The following is a 17,860-nucleotide window of genomic DNA, read 5'->3' on the forward strand; positions in this document are numbered from 1 at the left end:
GCACCGGCCCGGCGGCCGGAGTGACGGGCACGTCCGGGGCGACGAGCTGGGCGCCCTCGGGCAGCCGGGTCGTTCCGTCGCTCGGCAACAGGCCGACCAGCTGCTTCCGGTCCGAGCGGGAGGTGTCGGCACGGGCGTAGGACCGCTTGCCGACGAAGTCCTTCTGTTTGGACACCACCCAGGACATGCCCGCGTCCTGCGGGGTGACGGTGCCGTCGGTGTCCTGGCCGACGATGATGTAGCCCTTCTCGGCGCGCAGGACGTGCATGGTCTCGGTGCCGTACGGGGTGATGTCGTACGGTCGGCCGATCGCGTACACCTCCTCCCACACCGCCTGGCCGTACCACGCGGAAACGTTGATTTCGTAGGCGAGTTCGCCGGAGAAGGAGATCCGGCAGATGCGGGCCGGGACACCGGAGGCCAGGGTGGTCTCGCGGAAGGCCATGAAGGGGAACGCCTCGGCGGACAGGTCGAGGTCGGGCGCGAGCTGGGCGACGACCTCGCGGGACCGGGGGCCGACGACGGCGATCGTCGTCCACTGCTCGGTCACCGAGGTGCAGTGGACGTCGAGTTCGGGCCACTCGGTCTGCAGCCACTCCTCCAGCCAGTCCAGGACCCCGGCGGCGCCGCCGGTCGTGGTGGTCATGAAGTAGCGGTTCTCGTCCAGACGCAGCGTGACACCGTCGTCGAAGATCATCCCGTCGGGCTTGCACATCACGCCGTAGCGGGCCATGCCGGGCTTCAGCTTCTTGAAGCCGTTGGTGTAGATACGGCCCAGGAACTCGCCCGCGTCCGCGCCCCAGATCTCGATCTTGCCGAGGGTGGTGGCGTCCATGAACGCCACCCCCTCACGGGCCGCGCGGCACTCACGGGCCACGGCCGTGTCCATGTCCTCGCCGGGCCCGGGGTAGTACCGGGGGCGCTTCCACTGGCCGACGTCCTCGAACACCGCGCCGTGTTCGACGTGCCAGCGGTGGACGGAGGTCGTGCGCTCCGGGTCGAACAGCTCGCCGCGCTCGCGCCCGGCCAGGGCGGCGAAGGCCACCGGCGTGTACGGCGCCCGGTAGCTCGTGGTGCCGATGTCGCCGGGTGACGCGCCCGTGCCGAGGGCCTGGGCGATCACCCCGATCGCGTTGACGCCGGACGTCTTGCCCTGGTCGTTGGCCGTGCCGAGCGAGGTGTAGCGCTTGACGTGCTCGACACCGCGCATGCCGGCGCCGACCGACCGCCGGACGTCGGCGACCGTCACATCGCGCTGCAGGTCCACGAAGTGGGTGTCCCAGCCGCCGGGTTCGCCCTCGGGCCCGGGGACCAGCCACAGCGGGCGCACCGGGGCGGCCTCGGACCGTGCTTCATCGGATGACGGTACGGGGACCGGGAATCCGGCGTCCGTCGCGGCCCGCGCACCGGCCCGCGCCCCTTCGGCCAGGCAGCCGTCGAGGCCGTACGTCCCGCGGGCCGCGCCGACGACCCGCTGGTCCCGGACGGTGCCGTCCGGCACGAAGGCGGCCAGGTCCTCGTCCCAGCGCAACGTGCCCTGGCGCTGGCTGTGCAGGTGCACCACCGGGGTCCAGCCGCCCGAGACGGCCAGCAGGTCGCAGTCGAACGCCTCCGGAGCGCCGATGGGCTGCCCGTCGTCGTCGAGGGCCTGCACGGTGACGCCGGTGAGGCGGCTCTCCCCCGCGGTGGCCACCACCGCGCTGCCCGTCAGCACCCGCGCCCCGGTGGCCACGGCCACCTCGGCGGCCCGCCGGGACAGTTCGGGGCGCGCGTCCGCCACCACGGCGACGCCGATCCCGGCCGCGTGCAGATCCGCGACCGTGTCGTAGGCGCTGTCGTTGGTGGTGCTCACCACCGCCCGCGAGCCCGGGGCCACAGCGTACCGGTTGAGGTACGCGCGCACGGCCGCGGCGAGCATCACCCCGGGCCGGTCGTTTCCGGCGAACACCAGCGGACGCTCGTGGGCGCCGGTGGCCAGGACCACCTGGCGGGCCCGGATGTGCCACAGCCGCTGGCGCGAGATGCCGTCGGACGGCTGGTGGGCGTCGGCGCCGAGGTGGTCGGTGCGGCGCTGCACGGCCAGCACATAGTTGTCGTCGTAACTGCCGAAGGCGGTGGTGCGCCGCAGGACGGTGACCTCGGGGGCGGCGTCGAGGGCCGCCCCGACCTCGGCGGCCCAGGCCGCGGCGGTCTGCGCGCCGACCGTCTCGGCGCGCCCGGAGAGCAGCGAACCGCCCGGTTCGGGCTGCTCGTCGAGGAGGATCACACGGGCTCCGGCGCCCGCGGCGGCGGTGGCGGCGGTGAGCCCGGCAGGCCCCGCGCCGATGACGAGGACATCGGTGTGTACGTACTTCTTGTCGTAGACGGCGGTGTCGGGCGTCGGGTCGAGACGGCTCATCCCGGACAGCGTGGTGGCGGACAGGCCGTCGTACAGCTCCGTCGTCGTGGCGGGCAGCATGCCCTCCGAGCACGGGCCGTCGATCCGCAGCAAGGCGTTGGGCTCCTCGGTACCCGCGGCGACGATGCCGCGCGGGCGGCCGCGGTAGATCGAGGGGGCGACCTCGATGAGCCCGTTCGCCAGCATGGCCGAGGCGACGGTGTCCCCGGGGTGTCCCGTCATCTCCCGGCCGTCGACGGTGAACCGCAGCGTGGTGGCGCGGTCGATACGGCCCCCATGGGGGAGCCGGAATCGCTGGGTCATCGGTTCCCTCCGGCCTGGGGCAGTGCGGGGCGGGGCTCGTCGAGCCGGTAGGCGGCCAGCACCTGGTAACTCGCGGTGTCACGCAGGACGTTGAACCACCGGCGGCAGCCGGTGCTGTGCATCCACCGCTCGGCGAAGGGGCCCTTGGGGTTGTCGCGGTAGAAGACGTACGCGGCCCACTGCTCGTCGGTGAGGTCCGCGGTGTTTCCGGGGTAGGGGACGTGGGCCTGTCCCCCGTAGTGGTACTCGGCCTCGTCGCGAGGGCCGCACCATGGGCAGGTGATCAGCAGCACGGTGTTCTCCTCAGTGGGCCACGGCCGCGGCGCCGTGTTCGTCGATCAGTGCGCCCGTCGTGAAGCGTTCGAGGGCGAAGGGGGCGTTCAGCGGATGTGGCTCGCCCGTGGCGATGGTGTGCGCGAAGGTCATGCCCGCGGCCGGGGTGGCCTTGAAGCCGCCGGTGCCCCAGCCGCAGTTGACGTAGAGATTCTCGACGGGGGTGGCGCCGATGACCGGGGAGGCGTCCGGGGTGACGTCGACGATGCCGGCCCAGGTGCGCAGCACATGCGCCCGGGCGAAGACGGGGAACAGCTCGACGGCGGCGGCCATCTGCTGCTCGATCACATGGAACGAGCCGCGCTGCCCGTAGCCGTTGTACGCGTCGACACCGGCGCCCATCACCAGCTCGCCCTTGTGCGCCTGGGACACGTAGACGTGCACATGGTTCGACATCACCACGGTGGGGTGCACCGGCTCGTGCAGCTCGGAGACCAGCGCCTGGAGGGGGTGTGACTGCACCGGCAGCCGGAAACCGGCCAGCTCGGCCAGGACGCTGCTGTGCCCGGCGGCCGCGAGGCCGACCCGGCCCGCGAGGATGCGGCCACGGCTGGTCTCGACGCCCACGACCCGGTCGCCGTCCTTGACGAAGCCGGTGACCTCGCACCCCTGGATCAGGTCCACGCCCAGCTCATCGGCCCGCCGGGCCAGCGCCCAGGCGACGTGGTCGTGCTTGGCGATACCGGCCCGGGGCTGGAAGGTGGCGCCGAGGACCGGATACCGGGTGCGGGGCGAGACGTTGAGGATGGGGCACACCTCGGCCACCTCGGCCGGGGTGAGCCACTGGGCGTCGACGCCGTTGAGGCGGTTGGCGCCCACGCGGCGCACGCCCTCGCGGACGTCCTGCAGGGTGTGCGCGAGGTTGAGGACGCCGCGCTGGCTGAACAGGAAGTCGTAACCCAGCTCCTCCGGAAGCCGCTCCCACAGGCCGAGCGCGTGCTCGTAGATGGCCGAGCTCTCGTCCAGGAGGTAGTTGGAGCGGATGATCGTGGTGTTGCGCGCCATGTTGCCACCGGCCAGCCAGCCCCTCTCCAGGACGGCCACGTTGGTGATGCCGTGGTGCTTGGCGAGGTAGTAAGCGGTGGCGAGGCCGTGGCCTCCCGCGCCGACGATGACGACGTCGTAGGAGGAGCGCGGCTCGGGGTTGCGCCAGAGGAAGTCCGGGTGCTCCGGCAGCGGCTGGGTGGTCATGCCGCGTCTCCGTTCAGGTGGGGACGTTGAGGTGCGGGTAGAGGGGGAAGGCGCCGGCGAGCTTTTCGACCCGGGCACGCAGCGGGCCCGCGCTCTCGTCGCCGAACCGCTCGTCCTTCAGGGCCTGGGCGATGATGTCCGCGACCTCCCGGAACTCCGTGTCGCCGAAGCCCCGGGCGGCCAGGGCCGGGGTGCCGATCCGCAGCCCGGAGGACACCATCGGCGGGCGCGGGTCGAACGGCACCGCGTTGCGGTTGACGGTGATGCCGATGCGGTGCAGCCGGTCCTCGGCCTGCTGCCCGTCGAGTGCGGAGCCGCGCAGGTCCACGAGGACGAGATGGACTTCGGTGCCGCCGGTCAGCACCGTGATCCCGGCCTCGGCCACGTCGTCGGACAGCAGCCGTCCGGCGAGGATGCGGGCGCCGGCCAGGGTGCGCCGCTGGCGCTCGGCGAACTCCTCGCCCGCCGCCACCTTGAAGGCCACCGCCTTCGCCGCGATGACGTGCTCCAGCGGACCGCCCTGCTGGCCCGGGAAGACCGCGGAGTTGATTTTCTTCGCCAGGTCGGCACGGCTGAGGATCACACCGCCGCGCGGGCCGCCGAGGGTCTTGTGCGTGGTGGTCGTCACGATGTCGGCGTACGGCACCGGGCTCGGGTGGAGGCCCGCGGCCACCAGCCCGGCGAAGTGCGCCATGTCCACCAGCAGATACGCGCCGACCTCGTCGGCTATGCGCCGGAACGCGGCGAAGTCCAAGTGGCGGGGGTAGGCCGACCACCCGGCGACGATCATCTTGGGGCGGTGGGTGAGGGCGAGCCGCTCGACCTCGTCCATGTCGACGCGCATGTCGGCTTCGCGCACGTGGTACGGCACGACGTTGTACAGCTTGCCGGAGAAGTTGATGCGCATGCCGTGGGTGAGGTGGCCGCCGTGTGCCAGGTCGAGCCCGAGGATTGTGTCGCCGGGGTTCAGCAGCGCGACCATGGCGGCCGCGTTGGCCTGGGCGCCGGAGTGCGGCTGGACGTTGGCGGCCTCCGCGCCGAAGAGCTGCTTCACCCGGGCGATGGCCAGCTTCTCGACCACGTCGATGTGCTCGCAGCCGCCGTAGTAGCGGCGGCCGGGGTAGCCCTCGGCGTACTTGTTGGTCAGGACCGAGCCCTGGGCCTCCATGACCGCGGCCGGAGCGAAGTTCTCCGAGGCGATCATCTCCAGGGTCGACTGCTGGCGGTGCAGCTCGGCGTCCACCGCGGCGGCGACATCCGGGTCGAGATCGCGGAGCGGGAGAGAGAGCTGGGAGGCGGGGGAGGTGAGCGTGGTGATCGACGGGTTCGTTGCCATCTGTGCACCATCCTGAGAGCCAACTAATGGGCAACTGATATATCAGCCTCTGCGGTAAGGTATGGGAGCTCGCCGAACAGGTCAAGGGGGCTTCATGCGGCACGTGGCGACCGAGCCGAGGGGCGAGGAGCTGTCCCTCGCCGAGCGCGCCTACCGCGCCATCCGCGACCGGCTGGTCATGCTCGACATCCGCCCGGGCGCACCGATCAACGAGGATCAGCTGGCCCAGTCCCTCGGTGTCGGACGGACGCCGGTGCGCGAGGCGCTCAAGCGGCTCCAGTACGAGCGGCTGATCACGGCCTACCCCCGGCGCGGCACCTTCGCCACCGACGTCAACATCACTGACCTCGCCCACATCTCCGAGGTGCGCCAGGAGCTGGAACCCCTGGCTGCCGCGCAGGCCGCGCGCCGCGCCACGGCCACGGACCGGGCGGCTCTGACGGCCGCGCTACGGGAGCTGGGACACGTGGATGCCCGCCGGTACGACGCCGACGACCTCATGCGCCTGGACCTCCAGGTCCACCGCGCCATCTACGCCGCCACCCACAACCCGTACCTGGAGGACACCCTCGTGCGCCACGACAACCTGGCCACCCGCATCTGGTGTCTGTTCATCGACCGGCTCTCCGACATGGCCGGTCACGTCGAGGAGCACGGGCCGCTGATCGAGGCGATCGTCGCCGGGGATTCCGAGAAGGCGGCGCAGCTCGCCCGCGATCATGTCGAGGGCTTCGAACGGGCCATTCGCGCCGCGATCTGAGGCTCAGAGAAAACCGGTGGCCGGACTGCCCGCCTGCGCCAACGCGCACACGGCGGACGGCCGCCCGGTATCGGCGAGAAGCGATGCAAGAACGCAACACCGTTGAGCGCGCACAACCGCTTAAAGCAACACTGGGCGGTCGCCACCCGCTAGGACAAATGCGGCTACGTCTTCCTCGGTATCGCCACGGCGACCGCGATCACCATCTGGCTACGAATGATCGCCGGACAATTCCCAGCGTGGGTTCCGTGTCTGCGCCGCCCAACTTGCCGTCGTGCCCGGACGGGACCGGGACGGGTCGGCCCACGCGGCGGCCTTGGGGGATGCCCTCGCCGTCCGCGCGCTGCGTGGATTGCAGCGGAGTGCCCGTCGATCTGGTCCAATTACCGCGACTTGCCGGGGCCTCGACAGCCGGTGAGGCAATTGCCTCACCGCGCTGGATCGAGCCGGATCGAGGAGGACCCAGCAGGATCGAATGGGATGGAGATGTCCGGTTCCCCGGCAAAACCGCAGGTGAGATGGGCCACCGGATGGGCGGCTTTCGGGCACCTGCCACCTGGTCCTCGGGCACACCACATGGGGGCAAGCGTGAGCGACGGCGAGGTGTCCGGGGTCGACCTGGCCCGGGTCGCGCTGCGGGCCGCGTGCCGAAAGGCCGGTCGCCAGGTGACGGCGCAGAGGAGCGACAAGTGGTGTCAGCTTCCAGGCTCAGGCACGTATCTCGTGAGGGCGATCAACAGGCCTGTCGCTGGTTACTGGAGTGACGCTGTGCGCCAGACCTTCGGATTACGCCGGGACGCAGTCCATCGCGCGGCTCATTCGATGGCGTAAGTCATAAGGGCCGCGGTCAGCGGACGGCCTGGGACTGGACCGTCCACGTGGTGTGAAACGTCATCCCTTGACAGCGGATGTCGGCGTCTTCCTTCAGCTTCACAGCCGCAGCCAGCACGAATGGCAGGTTGGCCTGGCTAAGGTCAAGCGTGGGCAGGGGGCCCACGCCGGCTGTGGACAGTTCGATCTGATCGTGGCAGTACGCCATGTCGTCGGCGTTCGCAACGGTGTCGACAACGACATCGCCGGCGGCAATGGAGATCAGTTTGGCCCTTACATTGCTGTTCGGGTTGGTGAAGGTGAGGGTGACGTCTGCGGTTTCACCAGGCAGCAGTGGGGAGGTTTGCCCGCCGGTGACCGTGATGGGGGCGAAGGACTCGGCGGAGCCTGTCACTGGGCCCGATGTGCTCTGCTGGATGAAAGGCATGATGTGCCTCCTGCTCAGACGGACTGGATGTGCGCAGGAACGGTCTGTCCTCGGCGGCCCGTGCTTCACCGACGCTCGTCAGCGATCAGTGGGCGCTGCCGTGGATTTTCTTGCCGGGGCCTGGAGCCGACGACTCACAGCCGCTCGGGAGCCCGATCAGCCGACGTGGCCACATCGGCCTATGGGCCTGGGAAGGGGCCAGCGCTCTGTCGCCGAGAACGCGGACGGCCCTCCCGCTCAGGCCGATCGGAACAGTGGTGAGGGAACACGCCGGCCCAAAGCCGCTGCCTTTGCGGGCACTCAGGAAAATGGTCAGGACGGCAGCCGAACCCCGGCCCGGCACACCGTCCTGGAACGCCGTCCCTGGGGCCGACGGTGGGCCAGCTGCCACTCTCCCGTGGAGGGATGGGCGGCCCACCTGTTCGGATGCGTACAGTAAGCCATTCGCGCTACGTCGTTGACAACCGTATTGACGTCACGTCACCCGAACAGTGGAGCGCTCGGAGTCGGCAACCCGCGGGAAGCGCGCCTTCGGAGCCCTCCTGGACGACCTCGGCGCACGCCCGCACGTCGACCGCCCGACAGGAGCTGGCGAGTCAGCTCGAAGCCCTCCGGCGGACGGCCAACATACCCCCGTCGCGGCTCGTATCCCCCGTGAGCGGATCCAGGCTTCCCCGGTGCGGGACCGGGAATCATAGCGAGGTGTCTGATCCCAGAGTCCCACCGCTTGAAACCGACGAGTGCGGTAACGCCTTGATCTCCTTCGGGCTCGGGGCGGAAGGGGCCCCACCGGATGACGCGCCGTTGCCGGCGGCGTTGGTTGCCATCTGGCACGCCGACCGGGTCCTCATGGTCTTCGATCGATTCCGCCAGTCCTGGGAACTGCCTGGCGGGCGTATTGAAGAAGGTGAATCCCCTCGTCAGGCGGCCGAGCGCGAGCTGCTGGAGGAGACCGGGCAGGAGCCCGACGGACCGTTGCGGTTCATCGGCTACGCGAGGTTTGCATTGGCGCCCGACCAGCAAGCTGAATACGCGGCATTGTTCGCAGGCCGCATCAGCGGTGTCCGTAACTTCCAGGCCAACGAGGAGATCGCGGCCATCCGCTGGTGGGACCTCCACGAAGTCCTCCCAGGACGTGTTCAACCCCTGGACACCTACCTCGCTCGGCTCACGCGCGAGTCGAGTTCCGGCTTCTCCCAACAACTCGGGCAAGGTTAAAACTCAAGCTTAGCTTGACGTTTAACCTCGGTGTGAGGCGAGACGTGCGAGCATTTCTGTGGGCCAGCAGAACCATTCGAGAAGGCGGCTGGTGATCACGAAGTAGTGGACGCTGACCCAGCCCCGCTCCTTGTCCAGGATCCTGCGGGGCCCATCCCGGTAGATGTAGCGGAGGTATCGGCGGCGGATCGGCGTTCCGGCTATCAGCAGCACCGGTGAGGAGATGAGCATGGTCACCGGGACCAGGGCCCTCACGACGGTGAGCTTCGTCCTCTCCTCATAACGCATGTGCTCAGTGTGCTGACCTTCATGTTGCTTGTCAGCCTGCCCTGCGGGGTTTGGTGCCGACCTTGTGGTGGGTGGGCCGGCTGTATGCCTCGCCGGTGGCGAGGACGCGTCCCACCTCGTGTCGAATCGGCCGCCTCCGGGCTGCGGAGCCGGGGCTTGGTCCATCCGAGCGTCTGCTTGAACAGGCGGAAGGTGTGTTCCAGATCGAAACGGCGGAGGAAGGACTGCCAGCAGCGGTCCACATCCCCGGCGGTGGTGCCGGTGCCGGACCACCACAGCCATACCGGCCTATTCACCCCGCCGCTCGGTAGCTTCTCCACGACCAGGCGGATGACGGTGCCCTCGATGATGGGCAGCGGGCCGTCATGGTCGGTCCAGGCCGCCCGCCGGGTCAGTCTCGGGTGGAGCCGGTCCCAGGCCTGCCCGGTCGCCTTTCCGTAAAGGCGGGTGGCGGTGACGGTCACGGCCTGCTCGGTGCCCCAGGTGGTGGGGCTGCCGAAGACGAACTCGCTGCCGTGTTTGGGCGGTCGGCCGCCCTTGGGGTCGTAGGCCCGTGGTGGCGTCGGCCGTCGCATGACGCGGTCGGAGCGGAGCCGGCCGAGGATCCCGACAGGCAGGTCGCCCTGCTGGTGCTCGGCCTCTTCCCCCACGCCCCCTCGGGCGTGATCATGACCCTGTTCGCCCTGTACGCGATCACCATCGGCGGCACCCAGATCCTCCAGTGGATCTACCCGAACGAACTGTTCCCGACCGAGGTACGCGGCTCCGCCGTCGGCCTGGCCTCCTCCGTCAGCCGTATCGGCGCCGCCGTCGGCACCTATCTCGTCCCGCTGGCCCTGACCAGTTGGGGCATCGGCGGCACCATGATCGCCGCCGCCGCGATCAGCCTCGTCGGCGCCGTGGTGTCCGTCCTGTGGGCGCCCGAGACACGGGACATGGCCCTGCATGAGGCCGCCGCGTTGCCTTCCCGCACCGCCGACACCGCCGAGACCGCCGGACGCCCGGCGAGTGTCTGACCGCAGTCATCTCCCCCCGCAACGGCCAGGAAAGGACATGATGAAGGACGTAGTGATCGTCGGAGGCGGCATCGCGGGACTGTCCGCGGACTGGCGACTGCGGCACTGGGACACCCTCGTGCTGGAGATGGCTCAGGCCGGGCAGCTGATCCACCGGTACGGCGACGTCATCTCCACCTTCATCGGCTGGGACAGTCTTCTGCTGACCGCGATCGCCGAGGGGGCCGCCGGTGTCATGGCCGGGACGGCGAACGTGATACCGGCCGAACTCGTCTCCATCCACCGTGCGTTGCGCGACGGCGAACTCGGGCGCGCGCGAGCGGAGTGGGCGCGGATCTACCCGCTGATGGACACGATGTGATGTCCGCTCCGTTCATTCCGGCGGTCAAGGCCGCCCTGGAGGCGTCCGGGTTCCCCATCGGACCTCCCCGTGAGCCGCTGCTCGGCCTCGACGCCGCCACGGCCACCAGGATCTCTTCCCTGATCAAGGAGCTGGCATGAGCACCGCCACCGGACCCACGACGGCCACCGTCCGCCGCGCACCGGATGACGCCCCGCCGCTGATCTCCCCCGCCGACCTCCCCCCGGCCCGTCATTTCATCGGCGGAACGTTCCCCGAGGGCTCGTCCGAGCACGTCATCGACGTGGCCGACCCGAGCACGGAGAGCGTCATCGCCCGGATCCCCGAGGGCACCGCCGAGGACGTCGACCGGGCGGTCGCCGCCGCGGCGGGGGCGAAGGCCACGTGGGCGCGGCTGGTCCCCAAGGACCGCTCGGAGGTGCTGCACGCCATCGCCGACCGGCTGGCCGAGCACACCGACCTCCTCGTCCGGCTGGAGTCGGCGAACACCGGTAAGCCGTTCGCGGTGTCGCGGGACGACGTCGCCATGACCATCGACGCCTTCCGCTTCATGGCCGGTGCGTCGCGCTCGACCACCTCGATGGCCGCCGGGGAGTACGCCGAGGACCACCTGTCGGTCATTCTGCGGGAACCGCTCGGAGTCATCGGTGTGATCACACCGTGGAACTACCCCCTGCTCATGGCGGCCTGGAAGATCGCGCCCATTCTCGCCGCAGGTAACACCCTGGTCATCAAGCCGTCCGAGCAGACGCCGCTGACCACGCTGAAGTTCGCCGAACTCGTCGCCGGTCTGCTGCCGCCCGGAGTGGTGAACGTGGTGACCGGGTACGGCGCGGTGGTCGGTGCCCGGCTCGCCGAGCACCCGGACGTGGACATGATCGCCCTGACCGGTTCGGTCCCCAGCGGCCGTGCCGTGGCCCGGGCCGCCGCGGACACCCTCAAGCGTGTGCACCTCGAACTCGGTGGCAAGGCCCCGGTTCTGATCTTCCCGGAGGCCGATCTCGCGGCGGTCGCCTCGTCCCTGCGCACCGCCTCGTTCTGGAACGCGGGCCAGGAGTGCGGGGCCGCCTGCCGGATCCTCGTCCACGCATCGGTCGCCGAGCGGTTCATAACACAATTGGTCGGCGAAGTAAGGACGTTGACGTCGGCGACCCGCGCTGGGGTGAGGAGATCGAGGTCGGCCCCATGGTCTCGAAGGCACACTTCGACCGGGTCACCGGGTACGTGGAGCGCGCCAAGAACGACGGTGCGCGGGCGGCGACCGGAGGCGAAGCCCTCGACCGGCCCGGCTACTTCATCGCCCCGACCGTGCTGGTCGGCCTCCCCGAAGGAGCGGAAGCCACCCGCCAGGAAATCTTCGGCCCCGTCGTCACGGTCGAGACCTTCACCGACGAGGAGGAGGCGGTACGGCGGGCCAACGACACCCCGCTGGGCCTGTCGGCATCGGTGTGGACCGAGAACGCCCGCCGCAGCCACGCCATCGCCGCACGCCTCGACAGCGGAACGGTCTGGGTGAACTCGCACCTGGTGCTGGCCTGCGAAGCCCCCTGGGGCGGCTTCAAGGGATCCGGCTACGGCCGGGACCTGTCGGTCTACGCGCTGGAGGACTTCTCGCGCACCAAGCATGTGATGCACCACCACGGACGCTGATCCCGTGCGGTGATGGGGTGTGGAGGAGTTCGCGCCACCGGCTCCGGTTTCGCTGGGTAAGGTGAGCCAGATGCAGCCTACGTTTGTACTGGTTCACGGAGCTTTCGCGAACTCCTTCTCCTTCGCACCGCTCCAGGCCGAACTCGGCCTTCTCGGGCACCGTTCGGTCGCCGTCGATCTGCCAGGCCATGGCTTCGGGGCAAGCTACCCGCGCGCCTATCAGGCGCCGCAGGATCTCGAAGAGTTCGCCACCGCGCCGGGCGCGATCAAGGGCGTCACCCTCGCGGACAACGCGGCGCACCTGATCGCGGTCCTGGAGCGGGCCAAGCGCAACGGTCCGGTGATCCTCGTCGCGCACAGCCGCGGCGGTATCACGGCCACCGCCGCGGCCAACGCACGGCCGGACCTGATCGACCGCATCGTCTACGTCGCTGCCTGGTGCCCGGTCGAATTGGACGTCAACGACTACTACACCGAGCCGGAGATGGCCACCGTCGACTTGGCCTCGCTGGCTCCGGCGATGGCCGGGAACCCGGCGGAGCTGGGCCTGCTGCGCACCAACTTCCGCACCGCCGATCCGGACATGCTCGCGGCGTTCAAGGCGGCCTTCTTCGCCGACGGCACCGACGACGAGTTCCTGACCTTCCTGAACACGTTCCAGCCCGACGAGAACCTGGACGTCGGCGGCTCCGCCGACCGGGCGCAGGCCGCGACCTGGGGCCGCGTCCCGAAGACCTTCGTGCGGCTGGCCGACGACGCGAGCCTGCCGCTCGCCCTGCAGGACCGGCTGATCCGCGAGGGCAACGCGCTGACGCCGGACAACCCGTACGACGTCCGCACCCTCGACGGCAGCCACTGGAAGTGGCTGACCGACCCGGCACCGGCGGCACGAGTCCTGGGAGAACTCGCCGTGCTGTGAGCGATGTGTCACGGGCGCGTATCCGTCTCGTAGCAGACACCCACCCGGTGGATGGCGCGAAAGTGCTGTTCACTTAGGGTGTCGATCATGTCTCAGTCAAAAGCTTTCCTGCGCACCGCTCCGAAGAAGACCCTGATCGCGGCCCTCGGCATCGGTATGGCCGTCGCCCTGAGCGGATGCAACGAGGACACCGCCCAGTCCTCGGACAAGGACACCGGTGCGGCGGGGTCGAAGGCGCCCTCGGCGGAGTCGTCCCCGTCGTCCGCCCCCTCGGGCCCCTCGGCCGACAGGCCGGTGGCCGCGGGATGGCAGACGCAGACATCGCAGAAGCACCACTTCCGCTACGACGTGCCCGCCAAGTCCGACAAGTGGAAACTCCTCGGCGCGGACACGGCCCTTTCCTACACGGACAAGGACGGCAAGCCGATCGTCGTCATGACCGGATCCGCCAACTACCGTGAGGGCGGCTGCTCGTCGAGCCCCAATCCCAAGGCCATGGGTGAGGCGGGCAAGGGTCAGCTCGCCACCGTCGGCACCACGGGCGGTGGCACGGACGGCAGCCTTCAGGAGAACGCCCGCAACTGGGCGGGCAACTGGGGCTTCGCCGCGTACGGCGGTGCGGAGCACAAGCCCAAGATCGAGGTCAGCCAGCCCAAGCCGTGGAAGGAGGGCGGCATCGACGGCTACACCGCGACCGCGAAGGTCACCGTCACCAACCGCCCCAGCTCGTGTGTCCCGCCGACGGCGGTCGTGCACAGCATCGCGCAGAAGCTCCCCGACGGCACCATGCACGGCTGGGTGATCTACGCGGACCAGGGCGTGCCGAACGCGCTGACGGACGCCGAGATCAAGAAGATCATGACCACCGTCCGGCCCACGGAGGGCTGACGGACCCGAACACCGGCCGTATCCGCCCACCACGCCACCCTGACCTTCCTGGGGGCACGATGGCCGGGTGCGGCCACACCACCACTCCTATCGAGGAGTGCGGGCCACACCGCGGGCCATGGTGATCGCGCTCCCCAGATATCGGGCGGGATCACACAGCTCGCTGATCCGTGCGGCGCCCAGCCGCCACCTGGCGGCCCAGGACGGGCGCGACGTCCATCATGACGGCTTGGGCGACGATGAGCCCTCCGGTGATGTGGGTGGCCTCGGGCACCGCGGCCCACTCCAGGTGCCAAGGGCCGGTGGCGCGTTCGAAGTCCTGCGTCATCGCGTCCAGGACGGTCGTGGACCTGTCGCGGAGCAGTTTGGCGGCGGCGAACATCAGCTCGCTGGAGATGGGATTGCGCTTCTGCGGCATGGTCGAGCTGGCTCCTCCGGGCCCGGATACACCCGCGCCCAGGACACGACCTCGTCAGGCCTCCGGGGGTCCCGCCGGGTGGAGGTGACGCACACCTGCCTGGCTCCCTCGGCCAGACCGGTGACGGCCGAGAGCGCGGCGTCCACCGTCACCGGCTCCACCGACAGGACGCTCCGCACGGCTCGCCCCCGGCCCACCGTCCGGCCGCGATCTTCCTCATGAGGTCGCCCGCGATCACCACGTACCGCGGCTCACCAAGTCCGGCACGCCGCCGGACCGGTCAAGGCACGGGAGGCACGCGTCCTGGGAATACCGTGTCGCCATGGTGCGCGCCGGTACTCCGCAGGCCGATCAGCCGGAGGGGCCCGGGGCTCCGGAACGGTCCCTGGCCCCGCTTCTCGCGGTCTGTGCGGGCTATTTCATGGTCATCCTGGACGTGACCGTCATCAACGTCGCCGTTCCCGTGGTGGGACGGGAGCTGTCGGCCTCGATCACCGGAATCCAGTGGATCACGGACGGCTACACCCTGATCTTCGCCGGTCTGCTGCTCACCGGCGGCGCGCTCGGGGACCGGCTGGGGAACCGCCGGATCTTCTGCACCGGGGTGGTGGTGTTCACCGCGGCCTCGGCCGCCTGCGGAGTGGCGCGGAGCACGGGGGCCCTGGTCGCCGCCCGGCTCCTGGAAGGACTCGGCGCGGCATTGATCGTGCCCGGCTCCCTCGCCCTCCTCCAGCAGGCGTACCCCTCGCCCGCCGCGCGCTCGCGCGCCTTCGGCCTGTGGGGCTCCATGGCAGGCATCGCCGCCTCCGTCGGCCCTCTCCTGGGCGGCCTCCTGGTCACCACCGTGGGGTGGCGCTGGGTGTTCTTCATCAACCTGCCCGTCGGATGCGCGTGCCTGCTGCTGACGCTGCGCCACGTACCCGCTTCGGCCCGGCGCCCGGACCGCCCCGTGGACTGGCCGGCCCAGTGTGCGCTCATCGCGGTGGTGGCCCTGCTGATCGCCGTTCTCAACGAGGCTGGACGACGGGGCCCGGCGGACCCGCTGATTCTCGTCGGGGCCGGTTTGTGTGTGCTCGCGGCCCTCGCGTTCATCCTGCGCGAGCGCCTGGCCCGCGTCCCCGTGCTGCCCCCGCGACTGCTGCGCTCCCGCCCGCTGGGCGGGGGCGCGGCCATCGGTCTGCTGTTCAACTTCGCCTTCTACGGCATGATTTTCACCGCCAGCCTGTATTTCCAGCACCAGCGCGGCCTGACCGCGCTGCGCACGGGGCTCGCCCTCTTCCCGGCGGTGGTCATGACGATGTTCGCCTCCGTCCTGTCCGGGCGGCTGGCGCGCCGTACCGGACACCGCCCGCTGGTGCTCACGGGCATGCTCCTGGGAGCGGCGGGTCTGGCGGGCTGGGCCGCCGCCGGACCGGATCCGGACTACCCGCTGCTCGTGGCACCGATGATGGCGGCGGGCTTCGGCACGTCCTTCGCCCTCACCGGATCGACCGCCACGGTGATGTCAGCCGCCCCGGATGAGTACTCCGGCACCGCCTCCGCCCTGTTCAACACCGCCCGCCAGATCGGCAGCGCCGCGGGCGTCGCGCTGGGAGGCTCGCTGCTGGCCGCCTCGGCCAGCTTCACCACGGGGCTGCGGGCCAGCATGGCCATCGGCGCGGCCGCGTATCTGACGGCTTCCGCCCTCGCGCTCTTCTGCGTCCCGCGCGAGGCGCCCCGCCACGTGGCCGTCTGAAGGGCACGTCACCTCGGTCACGTCCGCACGGGCTCGTGGTCGGGTACGGCGGCTTCCCCCGCCTCCGGCGTCGCGTCCTGTCCGGCGTCCCTCTTGGACTCCGAACGGTCCACGACGGCGGCGGCCAGCGCGTTCCCGACGACGTTCACCGCGGTACGGGCCATGTCGACGATGAAGTCCACGCCGACCAGGAGCGCGACTCCCTCGGGCGGGATGCCGATCGTCTTGCCCGCGGCCAGGAGCACGACGATCGAGGCCGAGGTGACGCCCGCCATCCCCTTCGACAGCACCACCAGGACACCGACCATGAGCAGCAGGGACGGGATCGAGGTGTCCGTGCCGTAGGCGTGGGCGAGATACACCAGGGCGGTGGCCTGGTAGAGCACGGAGCCGTCGGTGTTGAACGAGTAGCCAAGGGGGACGACGAACGAGGCCGTCGAGCGGCTGACGCCGAAGCCTTCGAGCTTGCTCATCAGGGGTGCCAGCACCGCTTCGGAGCTGCGCGTGATGAAGGCGATGCCGACGAGTCCGCCGATCGCCTTGAGCAGTTCGACGTACCGGATGCGGTAGATCAGCGCGATGACCGGGAAGATCACGCCGAGGACGATGGCCAGGCCCGCGTAGACCACGGCGATGAAGCCGGCCAGGCTCTTGAGGTTGCCGAATCCGTAGTGCGCCACGTCGTAGCTGATGAAGCCGAGGACGCCCAGCGGAGCGACGCGGATGACATAGCCGACGACCTTGAACATGGCCGACGAGAGGGATTCCAGGACCGAGGCGAAGGGCGCGGACTTCTCGCCGATGGCCGCCATCCCGACGCCGAGGAAGAGCGCGAAGACGATCGCGGCGAGCAGGTTGCCCTCGGCGAACGCGGCGAAGACGTTCTTGGGGACCGAGTGGAGGATCAGCTCGTGGAAGTCGACGCCCTGATCCATGGTTTCCAGGCTCTTGGTGTCACCTCCGGCGACCGGGGCGCCCCTTCCGATGCCGGTGGCCTCGGCCAGGGCTACCGCGACCACGAGGACCACCGTGGTGACGATCTCGAAGTACAGGATGGCCTTACCGGCGATCCGGCCCACCTTCTTCACCGACTCCATGCGGGCGATGCCCAGCACGATCAGCGGGAAGACCAGGGGCAGCACGACCATCTGCACCAGGTTCAGGAAGATGTCCCCGAGGATCTTGAGCTGCTCGCCGACGGTCGGCGCGAGCGCTCCGATCAGCGCGCCGAGGCCGACGGCGAGCGCCGACTGCACGCCGAGCGGCAGCCGCCACCAGCGCCGTGTGCGCGCCGGTGGGGCCGTCGCCTCGGAGTCGCCTTCGGCGCGCTCAGCGGGGATATGGCGTGTCTTCATAGGGGGAACTCCCATAGGTTGCGCGCTTTACGTGGTGGCCAGTGGCTCTGCGGCCCGCCGCGGACTCATGCGCGGTCCGTGACCGGCCTCAGGCGGTGGTCCTGGCGATCTCGGCCGGGCGGAGCAGGGCGGCCAGCCGGTCGGCCGGGAGCAGTCCCTTCTCCAGGACGAGTTCGGCGACCCCGCGCCCGGTGGCGAGGGCTTCCTTGGCGATGTGAGTGGCGGCCGTGTAGCCGATGTGGGGGTTGAGTGCGGTGACCAGGCCGATGGAGTTCTCGACGGTGGCGCGCAGTTCCTCGGCGTTGGCGGTGATGCCGGACACGCACCGGTCGGCGAGGACCAGGCAGGCGGCCCGCAGATGGGTGACGCTCTCCGAGAGGGAGTGGAGGATGATCGGCTCGAAGGCGTTGAGCTGGAGCTGTCCGGCCTCGGC

General features: G+C 70.1%; 16 protein-coding genes and 3 pseudogenes. 9 read left to right on the forward strand and 10 right to left on the reverse strand.

Annotated elements, in window-relative coordinates; genetic code table 11:
* The 4 genes from ACZ6CL_RS41610 to glyA form a co-directional block, all read right to left on the reverse strand.
* Positions 1-2,701: 2Fe-2S iron-sulfur cluster-binding protein (locus tag ACZ6CL_RS41610; RefSeq protein WP_468946454.1), on the reverse strand; the 2,701-nt coding region annotated here is incomplete at its 3' end.
* A complete protein-coding gene (locus ACZ6CL_RS41615) occupies positions 2,698-2,994 on the reverse strand; it encodes a sarcosine oxidase subunit delta (protein WP_468946457.1) in 297 nt (98 codons plus the stop codon). The genes ACZ6CL_RS41610 and ACZ6CL_RS41615, both read right to left, overlap by 4 nt.
* A gap of 10 nt (positions 2,995-3,004) precedes the next feature.
* Positions 3,005-4,225, reverse strand: a complete 1,221-nt coding sequence (locus ACZ6CL_RS41620) for a sarcosine oxidase subunit beta family protein (RefSeq protein WP_468946460.1) — start codon at positions 4,223-4,225, stop codon at positions 3,005-3,007.
* A 13-nt stretch (positions 4,226-4,238) separates the two neighbouring features.
* Positions 4,239-5,561 carry a serine hydroxymethyltransferase gene (glyA, locus tag ACZ6CL_RS41625; protein WP_468946462.1) on the reverse strand — a complete coding sequence of 441 codons (1,323 nt, stop codon included), beginning with the start codon at positions 5,559-5,561 and terminating at the stop codon, positions 4,239-4,241.
* Positions 5,562-5,655: 94 nt separating this feature from the next.
* Between glyA and ACZ6CL_RS41630 the strand changes: the two genes are divergently transcribed.
* A complete protein-coding gene (locus ACZ6CL_RS41630) occupies positions 5,656-6,321 on the forward strand; it encodes a GntR family transcriptional regulator (RefSeq protein WP_468946465.1) in 666 nt (221 codons plus the stop codon).
* An 847-nt stretch (positions 6,322-7,168) separates the two neighbouring features.
* Here the strand turns inward: ACZ6CL_RS41630 and ACZ6CL_RS41635 are convergent.
* A complete protein-coding gene (locus ACZ6CL_RS41635; protein ID WP_468946468.1) occupies positions 7,169-7,579 on the reverse strand; it encodes a hypothetical protein in 411 nt (136 codons plus the stop codon).
* Positions 7,580-8,281: 702 nt separating this feature from the next.
* Here ACZ6CL_RS41635 and ACZ6CL_RS41640 point away from each other — a divergent pair.
* The gene (locus tag ACZ6CL_RS41640; RefSeq protein ID WP_468946470.1) at positions 8,282-8,797 is read left to right on the forward strand and encodes an NUDIX hydrolase; all 516 of its coding nucleotides are present in this window, start codon (positions 8,282-8,284) and stop codon (positions 8,795-8,797) included.
* 21 nt (positions 8,798-8,818) lie between these two features.
* Here ACZ6CL_RS41640 and ACZ6CL_RS41645 read toward each other — a convergent pair whose 3' ends face one another.
* Both ACZ6CL_RS41645 and ACZ6CL_RS41650 read right to left on the reverse strand, forming a co-directional pair.
* Positions 8,819-9,052 (reverse strand): hypothetical protein, encoded by a 234-nt coding sequence (locus ACZ6CL_RS41645; RefSeq protein WP_468946491.1) that lies wholly within the window; start codon positions 9,050-9,052, stop codon positions 8,819-8,821.
* A 64-nt stretch (positions 9,053-9,116) separates the two neighbouring features.
* Positions 9,117-9,705 (reverse strand): annotated as a pseudogene (locus ACZ6CL_RS41650) (transposase); the annotation flags it as partial.
* 48 nt (positions 9,706-9,753) lie between these two features.
* Here ACZ6CL_RS41650 and ACZ6CL_RS41655 point away from each other — a divergent pair.
* The 6 genes and pseudogenes from ACZ6CL_RS41655 (at position 9,754) to ACZ6CL_RS41680 (ending at position 13,919) form a co-directional block, all read left to right on the forward strand.
* Positions 9,754-10,101 carry an MFS transporter gene (locus ACZ6CL_RS41655; protein WP_468946472.1) on the forward strand — a complete coding sequence of 116 codons (348 nt, stop codon included), beginning with the start codon at positions 9,754-9,756 and terminating at the stop codon, positions 10,099-10,101.
* Between the two features lie 37 nt (positions 10,102-10,138).
* Positions 10,139-10,462: a dihydrodipicolinate synthase family protein gene (locus ACZ6CL_RS41660; protein ID WP_468946474.1), complete on the forward strand. Its 324-nt coding sequence runs from the start codon at positions 10,139-10,141 to the stop codon at positions 10,460-10,462.
* Entirely contained in the window at positions 10,462-10,602 is a 141-nt protein-coding gene (locus tag ACZ6CL_RS41665) for a hypothetical protein (RefSeq protein ID WP_468946476.1), read from the forward strand. The genes ACZ6CL_RS41660 and ACZ6CL_RS41665 overlap by 1 nt, the downstream gene beginning before the upstream one ends.
* Positions 10,599-12,112 (forward strand): annotated as a pseudogene (locus tag ACZ6CL_RS41670) (aldehyde dehydrogenase family protein). Before ACZ6CL_RS41665 ends, ACZ6CL_RS41670 begins: the two are co-directional and overlap by 4 nt.
* Positions 12,113-12,182: 70 nt before the next feature.
* Complete coding sequence (locus tag ACZ6CL_RS41675) at positions 12,183-13,031, forward strand: alpha/beta hydrolase (protein WP_468946479.1); 849 nt, start codon at positions 12,183-12,185, stop codon at positions 13,029-13,031.
* Between the two features lie 87 nt (positions 13,032-13,118).
* On the forward strand, positions 13,119-13,919 hold the full coding sequence (locus ACZ6CL_RS41680) for a DUF8017 domain-containing protein (RefSeq protein ID WP_468946480.1): 801 nt from the start codon (positions 13,119-13,121) through the stop codon (positions 13,917-13,919).
* 151 nt (positions 13,920-14,070) lie between these two features.
* Here the strand turns inward: ACZ6CL_RS41680 and ACZ6CL_RS41685 are convergent, their stop codons facing one another.
* Positions 14,071-14,337: a hypothetical protein gene (locus tag ACZ6CL_RS41685; RefSeq protein WP_468946482.1), complete on the reverse strand. Its 267-nt coding sequence runs from the start codon at positions 14,335-14,337 to the stop codon at positions 14,071-14,073.
* A 322-nt stretch (positions 14,338-14,659) separates the two neighbouring features.
* On the opposite strand from ACZ6CL_RS41685, the gene ACZ6CL_RS41690 reads away from it, so the two are divergent.
* Positions 14,660-16,072 (forward strand): MFS transporter, encoded by a 1,413-nt coding sequence (locus ACZ6CL_RS41690; protein WP_468946485.1) that lies wholly within the window; start codon positions 14,660-14,662, stop codon positions 16,070-16,072.
* Between the two features lie 17 nt (positions 16,073-16,089).
* Here ACZ6CL_RS41690 and ACZ6CL_RS41695 read toward each other — a convergent pair whose 3' ends face one another.
* Positions 16,090-17,427, reverse strand: a complete 1,338-nt coding sequence (locus tag ACZ6CL_RS41695; RefSeq protein ID WP_468946488.1) for a dicarboxylate/amino acid:cation symporter — start codon at positions 17,425-17,427, stop codon at positions 16,090-16,092.
* Between the two features lie 88 nt (positions 17,428-17,515).
* Positions 17,516-17,860, reverse strand: a pseudogene (aspA, locus tag ACZ6CL_RS41700) (aspartate ammonia-lyase); the annotation flags it as partial.

Source organism: Streptomyces sp. NPDC041200 (genome assembly GCF_055591805.1).